Annotated in this window: 17 protein-coding genes; 7 read left to right on the forward strand and 10 right to left on the reverse strand. The window is 66.3% G+C overall.

From position 1 onward, the window contains the following. Positions 1–39: 39 nt before the first annotated feature. Positions 40–696, reverse strand: a complete 657-nt coding sequence (locus ISF28_RS24205; RefSeq protein WP_198119734.1) for a class I SAM-dependent methyltransferase — start codon at positions 694–696, stop codon at positions 40–42. A gap of 1 nt (position 697) precedes the next feature. After that, the gene (locus ISF28_RS24210) at positions 698–1,639 is read right to left on the reverse strand and encodes a CysB family HTH-type transcriptional regulator (protein WP_198119735.1); all 942 of its coding nucleotides are present in this window, start codon (positions 1,637–1,639) and stop codon (positions 698–700) included. A 198-nt stretch (positions 1,640–1,837) separates the two neighbouring features. Here ISF28_RS24210 and ISF28_RS24215 point away from each other — a divergent pair, with 198 nt between their 5' ends. Genes ISF28_RS24215 through cobA form a run of 6 tightly spaced genes read left to right on the forward strand, consistent with a single transcriptional unit; the run spans position 1,838 to position 7,900 of the window. Continuing rightward, the gene (locus ISF28_RS24215) at positions 1,838–3,538 is read left to right on the forward strand and encodes a nitrite/sulfite reductase (protein WP_198119736.1); all 1,701 of its coding nucleotides are present in this window, start codon (positions 1,838–1,840) and stop codon (positions 3,536–3,538) included. Beyond that, positions 3,531–4,109: a DUF934 domain-containing protein gene (locus tag ISF28_RS24220; protein ID WP_198119737.1), complete on the forward strand. Its 579-nt coding sequence runs from the start codon at positions 3,531–3,533 to the stop codon at positions 4,107–4,109. Before ISF28_RS24215 ends, ISF28_RS24220 begins: the two co-directional genes overlap by 8 nt. 19 nt (positions 4,110–4,128) lie before the next feature. Continuing rightward, complete coding sequence (locus ISF28_RS24225) at positions 4,129–4,848, forward strand: phosphoadenylyl-sulfate reductase (RefSeq protein WP_198119738.1); 720 nt, start codon at positions 4,129–4,131, stop codon at positions 4,846–4,848. A gap of 34 nt (positions 4,849–4,882) precedes the next feature. After that, the gene (cysD, locus tag ISF28_RS24230) at positions 4,883–5,821 is read left to right on the forward strand and encodes a sulfate adenylyltransferase subunit CysD (protein ID WP_198119739.1); all 939 of its coding nucleotides are present in this window, start codon (positions 4,883–4,885) and stop codon (positions 5,819–5,821) included. Next, complete coding sequence (locus ISF28_RS24235; protein ID WP_198119740.1) at positions 5,821–7,164, forward strand: sulfate adenylyltransferase subunit 1; 1,344 nt, start codon at positions 5,821–5,823, stop codon at positions 7,162–7,164. The genes cysD and ISF28_RS24235 overlap by 1 nt, the downstream gene beginning before the upstream one ends. A gap of 16 nt (positions 7,165–7,180) precedes the next feature. After that, positions 7,181–7,900, forward strand: coding sequence for a uroporphyrinogen-III C-methyltransferase (gene cobA / locus ISF28_RS24240; RefSeq protein ID WP_198119741.1), 720 nt, complete (start codon positions 7,181–7,183; stop codon positions 7,898–7,900). Positions 7,901–7,904: 4 nt separating this feature from the next. Here the strand turns inward: cobA and ISF28_RS24245 are convergent, their stop codons facing one another. From ISF28_RS24245 to lptF, 5 genes are all read right to left on the reverse strand, one after another. Beyond that, the gene (locus ISF28_RS24245) at positions 7,905–8,324 is read right to left on the reverse strand and encodes a hypothetical protein (RefSeq protein ID WP_198119742.1); all 420 of its coding nucleotides are present in this window, start codon (positions 8,322–8,324) and stop codon (positions 7,905–7,907) included. Between the two features lie 74 nt (positions 8,325–8,398). Then, on the reverse strand, positions 8,399–11,044 hold the full coding sequence (locus ISF28_RS24250) for a DUF4214 domain-containing protein (protein ID WP_198119743.1): 2,646 nt from the start codon (positions 11,042–11,044) through the stop codon (positions 8,399–8,401). Positions 11,045–11,248: 204 nt separating this feature from the next. Next, positions 11,249–11,626, reverse strand: coding sequence for a sirohydrochlorin chelatase (locus ISF28_RS24255; RefSeq protein WP_198119744.1), 378 nt, complete (start codon positions 11,624–11,626; stop codon positions 11,249–11,251). After that, positions 11,626–12,810 (reverse strand): LPS export ABC transporter permease LptG, encoded by a 1,185-nt coding sequence (lptG, locus tag ISF28_RS24260; RefSeq protein ID WP_198119745.1) that lies wholly within the window; start codon positions 12,808–12,810, stop codon positions 11,626–11,628. Before lptG ends, ISF28_RS24255 begins: the two co-directional genes overlap by 1 nt. Further along, the gene (gene lptF / locus ISF28_RS24265) at positions 12,807–13,967 is read right to left on the reverse strand and encodes an LPS export ABC transporter permease LptF (protein ID WP_198119746.1); all 1,161 of its coding nucleotides are present in this window, start codon (positions 13,965–13,967) and stop codon (positions 12,807–12,809) included. The genes lptG and lptF overlap by 4 nt, the downstream gene beginning before the upstream one ends. Before the next feature lie 113 nt (positions 13,968–14,080). On the opposite strand from lptF, the gene ISF28_RS24270 reads away from it, so the two are divergent. Then, positions 14,081–15,577 (forward strand): leucyl aminopeptidase, encoded by a 1,497-nt coding sequence (locus ISF28_RS24270; protein ID WP_198119747.1) that lies wholly within the window; start codon positions 14,081–14,083, stop codon positions 15,575–15,577. A gap of 65 nt (positions 15,578–15,642) precedes the next feature. Here ISF28_RS24270 and ISF28_RS24275 read toward each other — a convergent pair whose 3' ends face one another. From ISF28_RS24275 to ISF28_RS24285, 3 genes are all read right to left on the reverse strand, one after another. Continuing rightward, on the reverse strand, positions 15,643–16,110 hold the full coding sequence (locus tag ISF28_RS24275) for a hypothetical protein (protein WP_198119748.1): 468 nt from the start codon (positions 16,108–16,110) through the stop codon (positions 15,643–15,645). A gap of 101 nt (positions 16,111–16,211) precedes the next feature. After that, on the reverse strand, positions 16,212–16,418 hold the full coding sequence (locus tag ISF28_RS24280) for a DUF1653 domain-containing protein (RefSeq protein ID WP_198119749.1): 207 nt from the start codon (positions 16,416–16,418) through the stop codon (positions 16,212–16,214). Next, positions 16,418–16,768: a phiTE_015 family protein gene (locus ISF28_RS24285; RefSeq protein ID WP_198119750.1), complete on the reverse strand. Its 351-nt coding sequence runs from the start codon at positions 16,766–16,768 to the stop codon at positions 16,418–16,420. Before ISF28_RS24285 ends, ISF28_RS24280 begins: the two co-directional genes overlap by 1 nt. Positions 16,769–16,940 lie beyond the last annotated feature (172 nt).

Here is a 16,940-nt window from a genome sequence, read left to right on the forward strand (position 1 = left end):
TGATTGATGCCTGTGGCATCAATCACGAGCCCACCATTGTCATTTGAGCCGGCAGGTGAGCAACCAGTAATACGTCAACCGCTCGATGCGGATCTCGCGCACCTCGCCGCCGAGCCGCTTGCGCAACGCGCTGTCGGCCGGATAACTCTTCGGCAACTCGAACCGCTCGCCGTCCGGCGCCGCGACGATCTCATACGTATTGCCCTGCGCATCCGTGCGCGCGACCGTCGTGCTGCTGCCCTCGACATAGGCGTCGTCCAGCAGGATCAGCACGACGTCGTGGCCGAGCCGCGCGCGCAAGTGGCCCAGCAGCGCGTCCTGCTCGTCGCGCTTGAGGTGCGACCACCAGAAACCGATGAAGACGCAGGAAAACGTGCCCAGGTCCGCGGGAAGGTCGAGACCGTCCACGCGCCGGAACGAGACCTTGCCTTCCGGGAAGTGGCGGCGTTGCGCCCGTTCCAGCATCGCGTCGAGGATGTCGGTGGCCAATACCTGGTCGGCCGCCGCGGCAATCACTTCGGTCCAGTAGCCGGTGCCGCAGGCCAGTTCCAGCACGGTGTGCCCGCGCACCAGTTGCGCGACGCGTTCGCGCACGCGCGCGAGATCGTTGGCGCGTTCGGCGCGGGACAGTGCGGCGTCCGCGGCCTGCGTGCTGCTCGCGTAATAGCGCGCGACCGGATCATGTTGTCGATTCATTTCAAAGCTCGTAATTGTCGCTGGTGCCGCGCATGGCCGATTCGACCATCTTGCGGCTGAGCGTGGGTGCCAACAGTTCGATAAACGTATAGATGTAGCTGCGCAGGTAGGCGCCCTGCTTGACGGCCACACGCGACACGTTCATGCCGAGCAGGTGGCCGACGGGAATCGCGCGCAGGTTGCGGTCGCGCTCCTGGTCGAAGGCCATGCCGGCGATGATGCCGATCCCCATGCCCAGTTCCACGTACGTCTTGATGACGTCGGCGTCGATGGCTTCCAGCAGCACGTCCGGCTTGAGGTTGCGCAATTCGAACGCGTGGTCGATCTTGCTGCGGCCGGCGAAGGCGGTGTCGTACGTGATCAATGGATATCCGGCGATTTCTTCCAGCGAAATCGCCTTCGATTTCGTCAGCGGGTGCTCGGGCGGCAGGACGAGGACGTGTTCCCATTGATAACACGGCAACGTGATGAGGCCGTCGACGGCCGCGATGGATTCCGTCGCGATGGCGAGGTCGGCCTGGTCGTTCTTGACCATGTCGGCGATCTGGCGCGGATTACCTTGCAACAAAGACAACCTGACTTTCGGATAACGCTGCATGAAGGCTTGCACGACCTTGGGCAGCGTATAGCGTGCCTGGGTATGCGTCGTGGCGATGGTGAAGCTGCCGCTGTCCTGGGCCGCGTATTCCTTGCCGATGCGCTTGAGGCTGTCGATCTCCTGCATGATCAGCTCGACCGACTGCAGGACGAGGCGGCCCGGCTCGGTCAGGCCGCGGATGCGCTTGCCGTGGCGGGTGAAGATATCGACCCCGAGTTCCTCTTCCAGTTCGATGATGGCTTTCGACACCCCGGGCTGCGACGTGAACAAGGCCTTGGCGGCGTCGGTCAGGTTGAAGTTTTGGCGGACCGCTTCGCGCACGAAACGTAATTGGTGTAGGTTCATTGCCCTGATTTAGTTATGGACGCACCGGTCACGGTTTCCGATGCCCTCCTGTCAATTCCATTCTGCATTTTACAAGGATGCTTATACCGCTGGCTCATATAAGCAAATAAATTCTCCGTCGTTTGGAATATAGCTGGATTTTATTAATATTCGGCTTAGTTTGGGTCAGGATTGGCCCGCCCCTAAGGAATCTTGCCCATGTACCGTTACGACCAATACGACCATCTCATCGTACGTGAACGCATCGCCCAGTACCGCGACCAGGTACGGCGCCGTCTCGCCGACGAGCTGACCGAAGAAGAATTCCTGCCGCTGCGCCTGCAGAACGGCCTGTACATGCAGCGCCATGCCTACATGCTGCGCATCGCCGTCCCGTACGGCCTGCTGTCGACGGCGCAGCTGCGCATGTTCGCGCACATCGCGCGCAAGTACGACCGCGGCTACGGCCACTTCACGACGCGCCAGAACATCCAGTTCAACTGGATCGAGCTGGAACAGACGCCGGACATCCTGGCGGACCTCGCCTCCGTCGAGATGCACTCGATCCAAACTTCGGGCAATTGCATTCGTAACACCACGACGGACCAGTTCGCCGGCGTCGCCGCGGACGAGATCGTCGACGCGCGCCCGTACGCCGAGATCATCCGCCAGTGGAGCACGTTCCACCCCGAATTCATCGCCCTGCCCCGCAAGTTCAAGATCGCGATCAACGGCGCCGTGACGGACCGCGCCGCCATCGCCGTCCACGACATCGGCCTGACCGCCGTGCGTAACGCGGAAGGCGAAGTCGGCTTCAAGTTCATGGTCGGCGGCGGCCTGGGCCGCACCCCGATCATCGGCAGCGTGATCAACGAATTCGTGCCCTGGCAGCACCTGCTGACGTACACGCAGGCGATCATGCGCGTGTACAACCAGTTCGGCCGCCGCGACAACAAGTTCAAGGCCCGCATCAAGATCCTCGTGAAGGCCGTGGGCGCCGAGGAATTCGCGCGCATGGTCGAGGCGGAATTTGCCGACCTCAAGGACGGTCCGGAAACCCTGACCCGCGAGGAAGTCGAGCGCGTGGCCCAATGGTTCAATCCGAAGCCCTACCTGACCTTGCCGAACATCGATCCGCGCGCTGTTGATGGGGCAAATTCGGCGGACAACAAGGCGTTCGCCAACTGGCTGCAGCGCAACGTCAAGCCGCACAAGGTGCCGGGCTATGCGTCCGTCGTGCTGTCGCTCAAGAAGACCGGCGTGCCGCCGGGCGACGCGACCGCGGAGCAGATGGATTTCGTGGCCGACCTGGCCGACAAGTACAGCTTCAACGAACTGCGCGTGACGCACGAGCAGAACCTCGTGCTGGCCGACGTCGAACAGTCGAAACTGTTCGAAGTGTGGCAGCAGGCCAAGGCGCGCGGCCTCGCGACGCCGAACATCGGCCTCCTGACGGACATCATCTCGTGCCCGGGCGGCGACTTTTGCTCGCTGGCGAACGCGAAGTCGATCCCGATCGCGGCCGCCATCGCCGAGCGCTTCGACAACCTGGACTTCCAGCACGACATCGGCGACATCGAACTGAACATCTCGGGCTGCATCAACGCCTGCGGCCACCACCACGTGGGCCATATCGGCATCCTGGGCGTGGACAAAGATGGTTCCGAGTGGTATCAAGTATCGATCGGCGGCGCGCAAGGCAACGATGCGGCGCTGGGCAAGATCATCGGCCCGTCGTTCTCGGCCACGCAGATGCCGGAAGTGGTCGGCCGCCTGCTGGACGTGTATGTGAAGAATCGCGTCGAGGGCGAACGCTTCGTCGACGTGGCGCAGCGCCTCGGTATCGCGCCGTTCAAGGAATATGTGTATGCCACGCCGATCCCGGCCGGCGAACTGGTTGGGGAAGACGAATATGCCTAATTTCGAATTGCACTCGCACAAGCAGATCATCAAGCACCGCGAAGTGGTCGATGACGACTGGAGCGTCCTGAAGCTCGTCGACGGCGGCACGCCCGAGACGGTGGACGTCCCGGCCGGCAAGATCATCGTCCCGGTGAGCGTGTGGCTGGCGCAGCGCGAACAACTGCTGGGCCGCGCGGCCCGCAAGGAACTGGGCGTCTGGTTCGCCTCGGACGAACTGGCGCACACGCTCAAGGACGACCTCGACAAGTTCGCCCTCGTCGCCGTCGACTTCCCGAAGTTTTCCGATGGCCGCGGCTACTCGATCGCCTACAATCTGCGCAAGCGCCTCGGCTACCAGGGCGAGCTGCGCGCGATCGGCGACGTGCTGCGCGACCAGCTGTTCCAGATGCAGCGCTGCGGCTTCAACGCCTACGCGACGCGCCAGGACCGCAGCATCCATGACGCACTGAAGGGCCTGACGGTGTTCTCGGAAACCTACCAGGGTTCCGTCGACAACGCGCTGCCCCTGTTCCGCCGCCACCAGCGCGGCACGCTGCCCGAGCACAGCGACGTCGGTGCCGGCATCTGACGAGCCAACGAGGAAACCCATGAGCGATCTGAACGCGCGGGTCGATGAAACCCGCGGCATCCTGGAGCGTATTGCGCGCGATTTTTCGCCCGCCGTGTTCGCTTCCAGCCTGGCGGCCGAGGACATGGTCCTCACCGACCTGATTCTCAAGGCCGGCCTGCCGATCACCATCTTTTCGCTGGAGACCGGCCGCCTGCACAAGGAAACGCTGGCCATGTTCGACAAGGTCAAGGCCCACTACGGCTACGACATCGTCGTCATGCGTCCGAAGCAGGAGCTGGTCAACGAGTACGTCGCGAAGAACGGCCTGAACGCGTTCTACGACAGCGTCGAGCTGCGCAAGGGCTGCTGCTACGTGCGCAAGGTCGAGCCGCTGGGCCGCGCCCTCGCCGGCAACAAGGCCTGGATCACGGGCCAGCGCCGCTCGCAGTCGACGACGCGCGCCGACCTGCCCGTGCAGGAAGACGACGCCGCGCACGGCCTGGCCAAGTTCAATCCGCTGGCCGACTGGAGCGAAGAAGACGTCTGGGACTACATCCGCGCCAACGGCGTGCCGTACAACGACCTGCACGACCGCGGCTACCCGTCGATCGGCTGCGAACCCTGCACCCGCGCGATCCAGCCGGGCGAGGACGTGCGCGCCGGCCGCTGGTGGTGGGAAAACGCCGACTCCAAGGAGTGCGGTCTGCACCTCGTGGACGGCAAGCTCGTTCGCATCAAATCCGTGGCACCGGCCTAATGGCCTCAACAAAACATCGACAGGCACAGTAAACATGACGACATTTAGTGACACCCCGCATGCACTCGCTGATGTGAATGCGCGCCATCTCGACGCCCTCGAATCCGAAGCCATCCACATCCTGCGCGAAGTCGCGGCGGAATGTTCGAACCCCGCCCTGCTGTTCTCGGGCGGCAAGGACTCCGTCGTGCTGCTGCGCCTGGCCGAAAAGGCGTTCCGCCCGGGTAAATTCCCCTTCCCGCTCGTGCACATCGACACGGGCCACAACTTCGACGAAGTGATCGCCTTCCGCGACGCGCGCGTGGCCGAATTGGGCGAGCGCCTGATCGTCGGTTCCGTCGAGGACTCGATCAAGAAAGGCACCGTCCGCCTGCGCAACCCGCAGACGGATTCGCGCAACGCCGCGCAAGCCGTCACGCTGCTGGAAACCATCGCCGAATACGGCTTCGACGCCTGCATCGGCGGCGCCCGCCGCGACGAGGAAAAGGCGCGCGCGAAAGAGCGCATCTTCTCGTTCCGCGACGAATTCGGCCAGTGGGATCCGAAAGCCCAGCGTCCGGAACTGTGGGACCTGTATAACACCCGCGTGCACCCGGGCGAGAACATGCGCGTGTTCCCGATCTCGAACTGGACCGAGCTCGACGTCTGGCAATACATCGCCCGCGAACAACTGGCCCTGCCGCCGATCTATTTCGCGCACGAGCGCCAGGTGATCCCGCGCAACGGCCTGCTCGTGCCGCTGACGCCGCTGACGCCGGCCCGCGACGGCGAGGAAGTCGAAACCCGCATCGTCCGCTTCCGCACCGTGGGCGACATTTCGTGCACGTGCCCCGTCGCCTCCGAGGCCGCCACCGTCGACGACATCATCGCCGAGACGGCGATCACCCAGGTGACCGAACGCGGCGCGACCCGCATGGACGACCAGACCTCCGAAGCCTCGATGGAAAAGCGCAAGAAACAAGGATATTTCTGATGAACGCGATCACCGACAAACTGAACCTGAACAACGAGCAGGCCGGCCTGCTGCGCTTCATCACGGCCGGCTCCGTCGACGACGGCAAGAGCACGCTGATCGGCCGCCTGCTGTACGACAGCAAGGGCATCTTCGCCGACCAGCTGGCCGCCGTGTCGCGTTCCAAGCACAAGCGCACCGTGGGCGACACGATCGACCTGTCGCTGCTGACGGACGGCCTGGAAGCCGAGCGCGAACAAGGCATCACGATCGACGTCGCCTACCGTTATTTCGCCACGCCGAAGCGCAAGTTCATCATCGCCGACACCCCGGGCCACGAGCAGTACACCCGCAACATGGTGACGGGCGCGTCGACCGCGGACGCCGTCATCATCTTGGTCGACGTGTCGAAGGTGAAGCTCGGTGACGACGGCAGCGTGGAACTGCTGGTGCAGACGAAGCGCCACTCGACCATCGCCAAGCTGCTGCAGATCCAGCACGTGATCGTCGCCGTCAACAAGATGGACCTCGTGAACTACGACCGCACCGTGTACGACCGCATCGTCGCCGCCTACACCGCGTTCGCGGACACGCTGGGCCTGACGGACATCACCGCGATCCCGCTGTCGGCGCTCGCCGGCGACAACGTCGTCGAACAAGGCGACAACATGCCGTGGTACGAAGGCCCGACCTTGATCGAGCTGCTGGAAGGCCTGTCCGTCTACGACGAAACGCACGCCGCCCCGTTCCGCTTCCCCGTGCAGCTGGTGGCGCGCCACAACGGCCACGAAGCGAACGACTTCCGCGGCTACATGGGGCGCATCGAGTCGGGCAAGGTCGCGGTGGGCGACCAGATCGTCGTGCAGCCGTCCGGCCAGTCGGCGACCGTCAAGGAAATCCTCACGTTCGAAGGCCCGCTGCAGCAAGCCGTCGCCGGCCAGTCGATCACCTTGACGTTGAATGAACACGTGGACATCTCGCGCGGCGACGTGCTGGCCCCGGCCGCACAACCGGCGACGCTGCTCAAGCAGGTGAAGGCCGACGTGTGCTGGATGGCCGACGAACCCCTGGACGTGCGCCGCAAGTACTGGATCAAGCACGGCACGCGCCAGACGATGGCCAAGGTGAAATCGATCGACTCCATCCTCGACGTCAACACGCAGCAGCGCCAGGTGTTCGCAAATTCGGGCGACAGCCCGGCCGAAGGCCTGAAGCTGAACGACATCGCGCGGATCGAACTGGCCGTGCAGCAGCCACTGGCCGCCGACGCGTACGACGCGATCCGCGCAACAGGCGCCTTCATTCTCATCGATGAAGTCACCCACCAGACGGTCGCTGCGGGTATGATTCGCCTGGACGCGTAACGAACGAAAGGGATCCATGGCGGCGCTGGGCAAAGTTTATCTGGTTGGAGCCGGTCCCGGCGCCGTCGATCTCATCACCGTTCGCGGGGCGCGCCTCCTCGGCGAGGCGGAGGTCGTGCTGTACGACGCCCTCGTCACCCCGGACATGCTCGCCCTGTGTCCGCAGGCCGAACTGATCGCCGTCGGCAAGCGGTCCGGCCAGCGCTCGACGGCGCAAACCGTCATCAACGACAAACTGGTCGACTGCGCGCGCCGCTACGCGCGCGTCGTGCGCCTGAAAGGCGGCGACCCGATGCTGTTCGGCCGCGCCGACGAGGAATTGCGCGCGCTGGAAGAAGCCGGCGTCGAAGTCGAAGTGGTCCCCGGCATCACGACGGCCGTCGCCGCCGCCGCCGCCACCTTGCAGCCGCTGACGAAGCGCGGCGTGGCGCGCAGCGTCGCCTTCTTCACGTCCAGCACGGCGCCGGACCAGCCGGATCATCCAGCGCTGCCGGAAACCGACACCCTCGTCCAATACATGGGCGGCCGCGAAGCCGCGGCCACGGCGGAACGCCTGCTGGCCGAAGGACGCCGGTCCGACCTGCCCGTCGTCGTCGTGGAAAACTGCAGCCGGGCCGACCAGCGCGTGCGCCGGCTGACGTTGGCGGACCTGGCGCACGGGCTCGACGTGGCCCACGGCCCCGTCCTCGTCATGATCGGCGAAGCGATGGCGCACCGGCCGCACCAGGCGCTCTGAAACGCTAGCGCGCCCGCGCCTCCAGCTCGGCCTCGAGCCGCTGCGCGGCCGCGTGCGTGTCCACCGCGATGCGGTTCAGGCGCGCCAGCGCCGCGGCCAGCCGCGCCCCGCACTCTCCCCCGCATTCCCGCACGTGCCACAGCGCGAGGTCGCAGCGCATCCGCGCCAGTTCGGCGCGCAGGCCGGCCAGCATGCGACGCAGGCTGCCGTCGGCGTCGGAAGCGGGAATTGCGGGTGTTTCGCCGCCGGTCAGGTAGTCCTGCATGACGGCGATGCGCGCGTGCATGCGCTGCAGGCGGCGCGCGAGGCGGTCGAGGCGGCGCGCGCAGCGCAGTTCGACCCAGGCGCGCGGCGCCGGCACCAGGCGGCGCGGATGCAGGGCCGCGCACAGGCGGACGAACAGGGAGACGAGCTTGCTGAACATTGCAGCAGTCTCGATGCTTCGGCCTGCCCGGGTCATGACGCGCGACAAACTTGCGTCGACTCGGTGATGGCGGCTCAGCCCCAGTGCAGGTAGTCGATGCCGTTGTGGATGCTGCCGATGACCTGGGCCTGGTTTTCGGCGCTCTCGCTGAAATTGGCCAGCACGTCCGCCCGCGTCGCCGCCGACGCCAGCGCATGCATCCAGAAGTCGAAGCCGGCGCTGTCGCCCACGCGGTGCAGCACGTTCTGGTACAGCGCCTGCACGAATTGCGTATCGGTCGCGTGCGCGCCGTACCGGTCCGCGAATTCGGCGCTGCCGGCAAAACCGGCCGCCACCTGCGTGAGGGTCGCGCCCTTGTCCAACGCGGCGATCCAGTAGCCGAGGCCCACCTTGTCCGGCGTGCGGTCGAACGCGGCCTGGTACAGGCGATACGCCTCGCCCGCCGTGCCGTTGACGTCCAGCGCGACCATGCCGTCGCTGAACTGGATGCGCTCGACGTTCGACAGCGTCGCGTGGTTGCCCGCGGCATCCGTCACGGAGACGGTGCCGCCGTCGGCGGCGATGGTCGCGCCGGCGCGCGCGCTCGCATACACGAGCGTATCGAGGCCGCCCTGCCCCGCCACCTTGCTCTCGCCCGCCACGGCGGCCAATGCGTGCGTGGCGCCGCTGAACGCGAGGCTCGTCACCGGGGGCGCGGCCTGCGTGCTGGCCACGGGCGGGCTTGCGGCCGGCGCGGGCACGGGTGCAGGCGCAGGCGCAGGCGCAGGCACGGGTGCAGGCGCAGGCGCGGGCACGGGCGATGGCGAGGACGCGGCCGCCGCGCCGGTCGCGGGCGCCGGCGCGGCCGCCCCCGAGCCGGTCATCTGCGCTCCCCCCTCGATCGCCGCGACGCCGCCCGTGCTGCCCGCCAGGATGCGCAGCTCGATCGCGGCGCCGCCGGATGCCGCCGTGTCGACCCAGGCACCGGCAAAGCCGCCGCCCGCGAGGTGCGTCACGGCGGGGCCGGCCTGGTCGCCGCTGCGCAGCTGGCTGACGGCGAATTCCTGCGCGTCGATGGCCGTGCCGTCCGCGCCGAAGCGGCGGCCGAACACGCCGTTGCCGTCGTCGTCGGCGCTCTGCCAGGCGACCAGGAACGTGCCGTCGGACAGCGCTGCCACTTCGGCATCGTTATGGCCGCCGCCCGAGCCGACGTTCGCCTGCGTGACGTCGCCCACCTTGTTGCCGGCCGCGTCGAAGCGCTGGAAGAAGATGTCGCTGTTCGTCAATCCCAGCTGGTCGTTGGCATAGCTGTCCCACGCGACGACGACGCTGCCGTCCGCCAGCGTTGCCACGTGCGGCAGCGGCGCGGCCGTGGCGCTGCTCGCCGCGTAGCCGTCGCCGCTCGCCACGAACGCCGTTGCCGGCGCCGTGCTCACGGCGGCATGGACGTTGCCGTCGTTGATCTGGCCCCACGAGACGAGATAGCCGCCGTCCTTCAGGCTTGCCACGGCGGGGCTGTACGCGGAACCGAGCGCGCCGTAGACCTGCTGCCCGCCGACGAGCGTCCCGTCGGCCGCGGTCTGCTGCACGTGCACGGCCGCGCCGCTGCGCCAGCCGACGGCGAACGTGCCGTCGGCGAGCGTCGCCACCGTGGGCATCGCCGCGTCGCCGGCACCGCCGGCATCCAGCACGTGCTGGGCGCCGGCGTGGCCGTTCGCGTCGACGACCCGGTAGGCGATCTGGTTCGACGCGCCGCCGTTCACCGTGTAGGCGACGACGAAGCCGCCGCCCGCCAGCGCGCTCACGGCCGGCTGGCCTTCCGTCGCCGCGTCGCCGTCCGGCGTGAGCGCGAACGCGGCGCCCAGCGCATTGCCGCCCGCGTCGCGCAATTGCGCCCACAAGCTGCTCCCCGCGCCGCCGGCGACGGTGTCCGGGCCCTGCCACACGGCGACGAATCCGCCGCCCGCCAAGGTGGCCAGCGCGGGATGCGAGTCGTAGGCGTCCAGCGCCACGCCGGCCAGCGATTCGTTGCCGAAGCCGGCCAGGTCGCTCGTCGCGCCGTGTTCGATGGAATAGGTGAGGGTCTGCGCGACGCCCGCGTTCGGGACCGGGTTGCCGTAGCTGTCGATCTGGTAGCGGTCGTAGTAGTGCACGGTCACCGCGGCCGACTGGCCGTCGGCCGGCAGCAGGCTCGCGTCGGCCACGACCAGTTTCGCGCTCGTGTCGACGGCCGGGTTGTAGACGATGGAGAACAGGCCCGGCTGCGACTGGCCGTCGATCACCCAGCGGCCGCTTGCCTGGTCGCCGGTGTCGATCGGCCGGAGCACGTCGACGACGTCGCCCGCGTGCGCGGTCGTGAACACGACGTCGCGGGTGCCGACGGCGCCGACCGGCTGGCTGTCCGGGAACACGGTATCGACGTTTGTGACGACGGTGCCGTCGGCCAGCTTGTAATGGACGTTGAACGCCTGCGGCGACGCGCCGTCGGCGCCGAGGGTATCCTGGAAGCGCCACAGTGTGCCCGCCGTCGCCACGTACGCACCCTGGGCGTCGACCGGCATCGTGTACGCGATCCAGGTCTTGGCGCCGTCCTGGCTGTACTGCATGCCCCCGCGCACAAACGTCTGGCCCAGCGCGGTCGACATGTCGAAGGAAACGGCGGTGGCGGTGGCGTCGGCATAGCTCCAGAAAGAGCTGGCCCAGCCCGGGCGGACGTAGAGGGAAGTCGTGGGAGTGATCATGGCGTCGGTGGTCGGTGGCACGGACCGGCACACGAACGCGTGCCGGCTATCCCGTACGAATATGATTCCTCACGGCAAAATAGAATGCAATGAGGAAATTAATCTTCCACCGTCAATACCACCGAAAACCAACGAAATCTTATCGCCGCAACAATCGGATTGGCAGGAATGGATGCATCGGCGACAACAGAGATAACGAACAGCTTAACTTGCCGCGTTTGCCACACCCGCGCAATAGTCGGCCATGGCGGCCAGCACGCCCGGGTCTTCGCCGACGGCCGGCACGGTGCGGAACGTCGCCTGCGGATGGCTGGCGCGCAGTTGGTCCAGCAGCAGCGGCAGGTCGCGCAGCAGATGGCCGCCCTGTCCCAGGAACACGGGCACGATGGTGATGTCGCGCGCGCCCAGCGCGACGAGGGCGCCGACCTCGTCGGGCAAGCTCGGCGTCATCAGTTCGAGGAAGGCCAGCGACACGGTGCAGTCCGGGCGGCGCGCGGCGGTCAGGTCGCGCAGGCGCTGGAACGGCGCAGCCCAGGCGGCGGCGCGGGCGCCGTGGGCGAACAGTACGAGTGCTTTGTCCATCAATGTCTCTCCACCCAGCGCAGGGCGCCGATCGCCAGCAACAGGAACAGCAGGCTGGGCGCGGCCGCCGTCACGAAGGCCGGCCAGGTCGACAACATGCCCACGTGCGAAAACAACGCGTTGATCAAAATGAAGCTCACGCCGATCATGATGCCGATGAAGATCTTGAAGCTGATGCCGCCGCTGCGCGTATGCAGATAGCCGAACGGCAGCGCGAGCGCCATCAGCACGAAGATCGACAGGGGATCGAACAGCTTTTTCCAGAACGCGATCTTGAAGCGCTCCGTCTCCTGGCGGTTCTCGGCCAGATGGCGCGTGTACACGGCCAGTTCGTTGGCCGACATCTGCGCCGGATCGGAGCGCGACACGGACAGGATCTTGGGCGTGATCTCGGACACGAGGTCGAGGCTTTCGACCTTGCGCGTGGCGACGGACGCCGTGTCCTGGCCGAAGCGGCTCTGGATGGTCTGGCCAGCCGCGACGGGCGTGTCCGGCGCCGGCAGCTCGCGGCTGTTGGAAAACAGCGTTTCGGTGACGTCCTTCAGGCGCCAGGTGCTGTTGCCGCTGTACGTGGCGCTGGCGGCCGTGATCAGCGAGCGCATGCGCATGCCGTTGTCGAACTCGTACAGGCGCACGTCGATCAGCTGGCCGTCCGGACGGATCTGGCGCGCGTTGAAAAAGCGCGACCCCGTCACGGGACCTTTCACGCCGTCCGCGTGGATCGTGTCCTTGGTCCACATGCCGGAGCGGAATTCCGCCGACACCGTCGCCCCCTTCGCGGACAGGCGCACGCGTTCCGCGATCGGCGCCGTGCGCGGCGTGATCACTTCGCCGAAGAGGAACGTGATGGCGACGAGCACGACGCCGATCTTGGCCAGCATGACGCCGGCCTGCTGCGTCGACATCGACGATGCGCGCATGATCGTGAATTCCGACGTCTGGGCGAATTGCGCCATCGTGTAGATGGTGCCGATCAGCGCGGCCACGGGCATCGTTTCGTACACGTGGCCGGGGAGGAGCAGCAGCACGTACAGGACCGCGTGCTGGAGCAGGTAGCCGCCCTTGCCCACCCCCGGCAGTTCCTGGGTCAGGTCCATGAACGCGATCAGGCCGAGGAGACCCGCGAGCACGAACGCGACGGCCTGCGCGATATTGACGAAGAAGTAGCGCTGCAGGATCTTCATGGCGCGCCCTCTTGCGTGGCGCCCGCGCTGCGCGCGTCGCGCAGCAGGCGGCGGCGCTTGAAGGCGCCCAGCAGCGCGAGCGGGTGCCAGCGGTGGTTGACGTTCAGGCGCCACGCGAACAGCCCGGCCACGACCAGCAGCACGAACAGGTGCAGCGGCCACCACGCCATGCCGAAACTCATCTTGCCCTGTTTGACGCTGTTCTCGAACACCTTCGACAGATTGCTGTAGGTGAAAAAGATCAGCCCCGCGAGGATCAGGTTCGCGGAACTGCCCGCGCGCGGGTTGACGAAGCCGAGCGGGATCGCCAGCAGCATCAGCACGACGCACGTGATCGGCGCGGAAATCCGGTACAGCAGTTCTGCATTCGTGAAGCGGTTGTTCGGCGCCGCCAGCAGCGCGGGCGTCGACAGCGCGTCGGCCGGCGTCCCCGAGCCCACCACGGGCACCTGGCTGGACACGCGCATGCGGTAGCGCTCGAACTCCATCGACTGGAAATCGGCCCGTCCCGGCTGCCCCAGGTAGCGCCGGCCGTTCTTGAGCACCAGGTATTGGCCGCCCTTGCCGTCCGCCTCGATCACGCCTTCCTTGGCGACGACGATCGAGCTGCCGCTCGCGTCGACGGAATTCACGAACACGTTCTGCACGACGGTCGAACCGCGCGTGCTGCCTTCGACGAAGAACACGCGGTTGGCCGACGTCGATTCGCGGAACTGGCCGGGCGACACGCGCTTGAGGTCTTCGCGCTTCTCGAACCGCTCCGCGAATTCCGCGCTCTTCAACTTGGCCCACGGCGTCGCGATGAAGGACAGCGCGGCGACCAGCGCCACCAGCGGCAGGCCGAACACGAGCACCGGGCTCACCCAGCGCATCAGCGACTGGCCGGACGCGAACCACACGACCATTTCGGAATCGCGGTAGCTGCGCGTGATGGTGGCGATGACGGCGATAAAGCTGGTCAGAATGAGGATGATTGGCAGATAATTCAGCACCGTAAAGCCGATCAGCGCCAGCACGTCGCTGGAGGCGACCTGCCCTCCGGCGGCCTTGCCGAGGAAGGAAATCAGGGTCCAGGTGACGAAGATCGTAAACAGGACCGTGAAGGTGGCGCCGGCCACACTGGCCAATTCACGCTGTAGGGCGCGTTGGAAAATCATTCGATAGTTATAATTGCTGGTTTGAAGGAACCTCAGGGAACCGTCACGAGCGGGCGCCGTATGGAAGGTTCCTTGGACAGCACGCGCGTCAAAAACTCGAAACGGAGAATCAAATGGACTTTAGCATAAAAGCATTCGACACAAAAAACACGCTGGCCGCAGCCAAATCGGGCTGTGTGGCAGTCGCGGTGTTCGAAAACAAGAAACTGTCGGAGGCCGCGAAAGCCCTCGATCTGAACGGCGCCATCAGCGCGGCCGTCAAGTCGGGTGACATCTCCGGCAAGCCCGGTTCGACCCTGCTGCTGCGCGGCGTGGCCGGCGTGACCGCGGCCCGCGTGCTGCTGGTCGGCATGGGCGCGGACGAAGCCATCAGCGAGAAAAGTTTCGCCGGCGCCGTGACCGCGGCCCTGAAGACCTTCGCTTCGCTGGGTGCGCAAGATGCCATTATCGCATTCCCGCTCGAGAATGTGAAAGCGCGCGACCTGAACTGGGCCCTGAACGGCATCGTCATCGCCGCCAACGAAGCCGAGTTCCGCACCGACGCGCAAAAGAGCAAGAAGGACCCGGCCCCCACGGGCGTGCGCAAGCTGGTCATCGCGGTGCCGCAGACGACGCCGCAATTGAAGGCGGTCCTGGCACAGGCCCAGGCCATCGCGAACGGCATGAACCTGACGAAGGAACTGGGCAACCTGTCGCCGAACGTCTGCACGCCGACCTACCTCGCCAACACCGCGAAGAAGCTGGCCGGCGACTACGGCTTCGACATCGAAGTCCTGGACCGCAAGCAGCTGGAAGCCCTCAAGATGGGCAGCTTCCTGTCCGTCACGCGCGGCAGCGAAGAGCCGCCGAAGTTCATCGTCCTCAAGCACAACGGCGGCAAGAAGAACGACGCGCCGGTCGTCCTCGTCGGCAAGGGCATCACGTTCGACACGGGCGGCATCTCGCTGAAGCCGGGCCCGAACATGGACGAGATGAAGTACGACATGTGCGGCGCCGGCTCGGTGCTGGGCACCTTCCGCGCCATCGGCGAGATGGGCCTGAAGCTGAACGTCGTCGGCATCGTCGCCGCCTGCGAGAACATGCCGTCGGGCCGCGCCACCAAGCCGGGCGACATCGTCACGGCGATGAACGGCACCACCATCGAGGTCCTGAATACGGACGCGGAGGGACGCCTGATCCTGGCCGACGCGCTGACCTACGCCGAGCGCTTCAAGCCGGCAGCCGTCGTCGACATCGCCACCTTGACGGGCGCCTGCATCGTCGCCCTGGGCCACCACACGTCCGGCCTGTTCACCCGCCACGACGACGCCCACGACACCCTCGCCCAGCAACTGCTGGACGCCGGCCGCCAGGCGAACGACGTCGCGTGGCGCTTCCCCATCGGCGAGAACTACAGCGAGCAGCTGAAGTCGAACTTCGCCGACCTGGCCAACATCGGCACGCCGGGCGGCGCGTCGATCACGGCCGCCTGCTTCCTGGAGAACTTCACGCGCAACTACACGTGGGCTCACCTGGACATCGCCGGCACGGCCTGGAAATCGGGCGCGGCCAAGGGTGCGACCGGCCGTCCGGTGCCCCTGCTGACCACGTTCCTGCTGAATCGCGTGTAAGCGCGTCGTCTGGCACCAGCGCCAGCGCCAACGGACGCCGCGTGCGTCCGTTTTTCATTGCCGGCTCAGAAGACGACGTTGGCGGAATCGGCCGGAGCATCCGCGGCCCCGGCGTGGCCGGTCGGTTGCATCAGCACGGTCAGGACCGGCTCGTACGCGACGCCCGAGGCGCCGTAGGGATCCGCGTGCGTGCCGCGCACGCGCACGATGATGCTGCCGATCAGCCGGCCGCTGTCGAACAGGGACGTGTTGTGCGCCTGCGTCACCTCGATCGCGCTGCCGGCCCCGTCGCGCGCGCAATCGATCGTCAGCGGGCTGCGGCTGCGCTCGACCGTGACCCGGCCCGGCGCCACGACGAACCACCGCCCCGCCGCGTTGGACAGCACGCAGCCGACGCCCGCCACCTCGCGGTGGCCGAGAATCGTGTGGATTTCCAGCTGCTGGTCCGAGGTGTCGGCCGGCGCCGTCACACAGCCGCCCAGGACGACGGACAGCGCGAGCGCACAGGCGGTACGGAAATAAAGATGGGACATATCTTCACCGATAATGCATACCTACCCGTTTACGGCGGCAATCGGCAAGACATGAGTCCACATGAGCCGAAGCGCATCCCGGGGTCGCCGGGATGGCGTGGTCAAGCGGCAACCGGCGTCGGGTCGAGAGGCGTAAAGCGCGGCAAGCGCTCGCCGCCCACGTCGACCGAACCGTAGAAGGCGTCGCGCGGGCGGACCCAGGTCTTGCCGTCCTGCCCGCGATAGACGACCACGGCCGTGTGATCGGCCTCGAGCGTGGCCTCGCAGACCACCTCGTACACCCCGCCCTTGTAGTGGCGGAAGCGCATCAGGCCTTTTCTTCGGCCGCGGCGCGGTGCTTCTTCTTGAGGTTCTGGATGACCTTGACGATGCCTTCGACACCGGCGTTGTCATCGAGCTCGCTGAACGCGTCCAGCACCTCGTTGAGTACGCGATTGCGCACGCTCGCCTCGTCCGCCTGCATCTTCTGCGGCGGATTCTCGGACGGCGCGAACTTCTGCGGCACCTCGGCCGCAGTCTTCTGCCCGTGTGCCAGCGCGGCTTGCCAGATCAGCCAGCGGCGTTGGGTTTCGTACACGAGGTACTCTTCCGGCTTGTCTTCACGACGCCGGACAATGTGGCCATCGCGTTGGGCCCATGCTTCAAATGCTTGGCGCATTGTTGTCCTTTTACAAAGCTGTGTGCAAATCCTGCTCTCGGATCCGCGATCGTTACACACCTGCCTCAGCCGGCCGCTCGACCGACCTCGGCAACCATTTATCAAAGCAACGTTAAAACAACGAAGTGCTTTTAAATTCTTGGTTCCAGAGCAATATGCCGATAGTACAACG

The organism is Massilia rhizosphaerae, from assembly GCF_016093545.1.
GTDB classification, from domain to species: domain Bacteria; phylum Pseudomonadota; class Gammaproteobacteria; order Burkholderiales; family Burkholderiaceae_D; genus Telluria; species Telluria rhizosphaerae.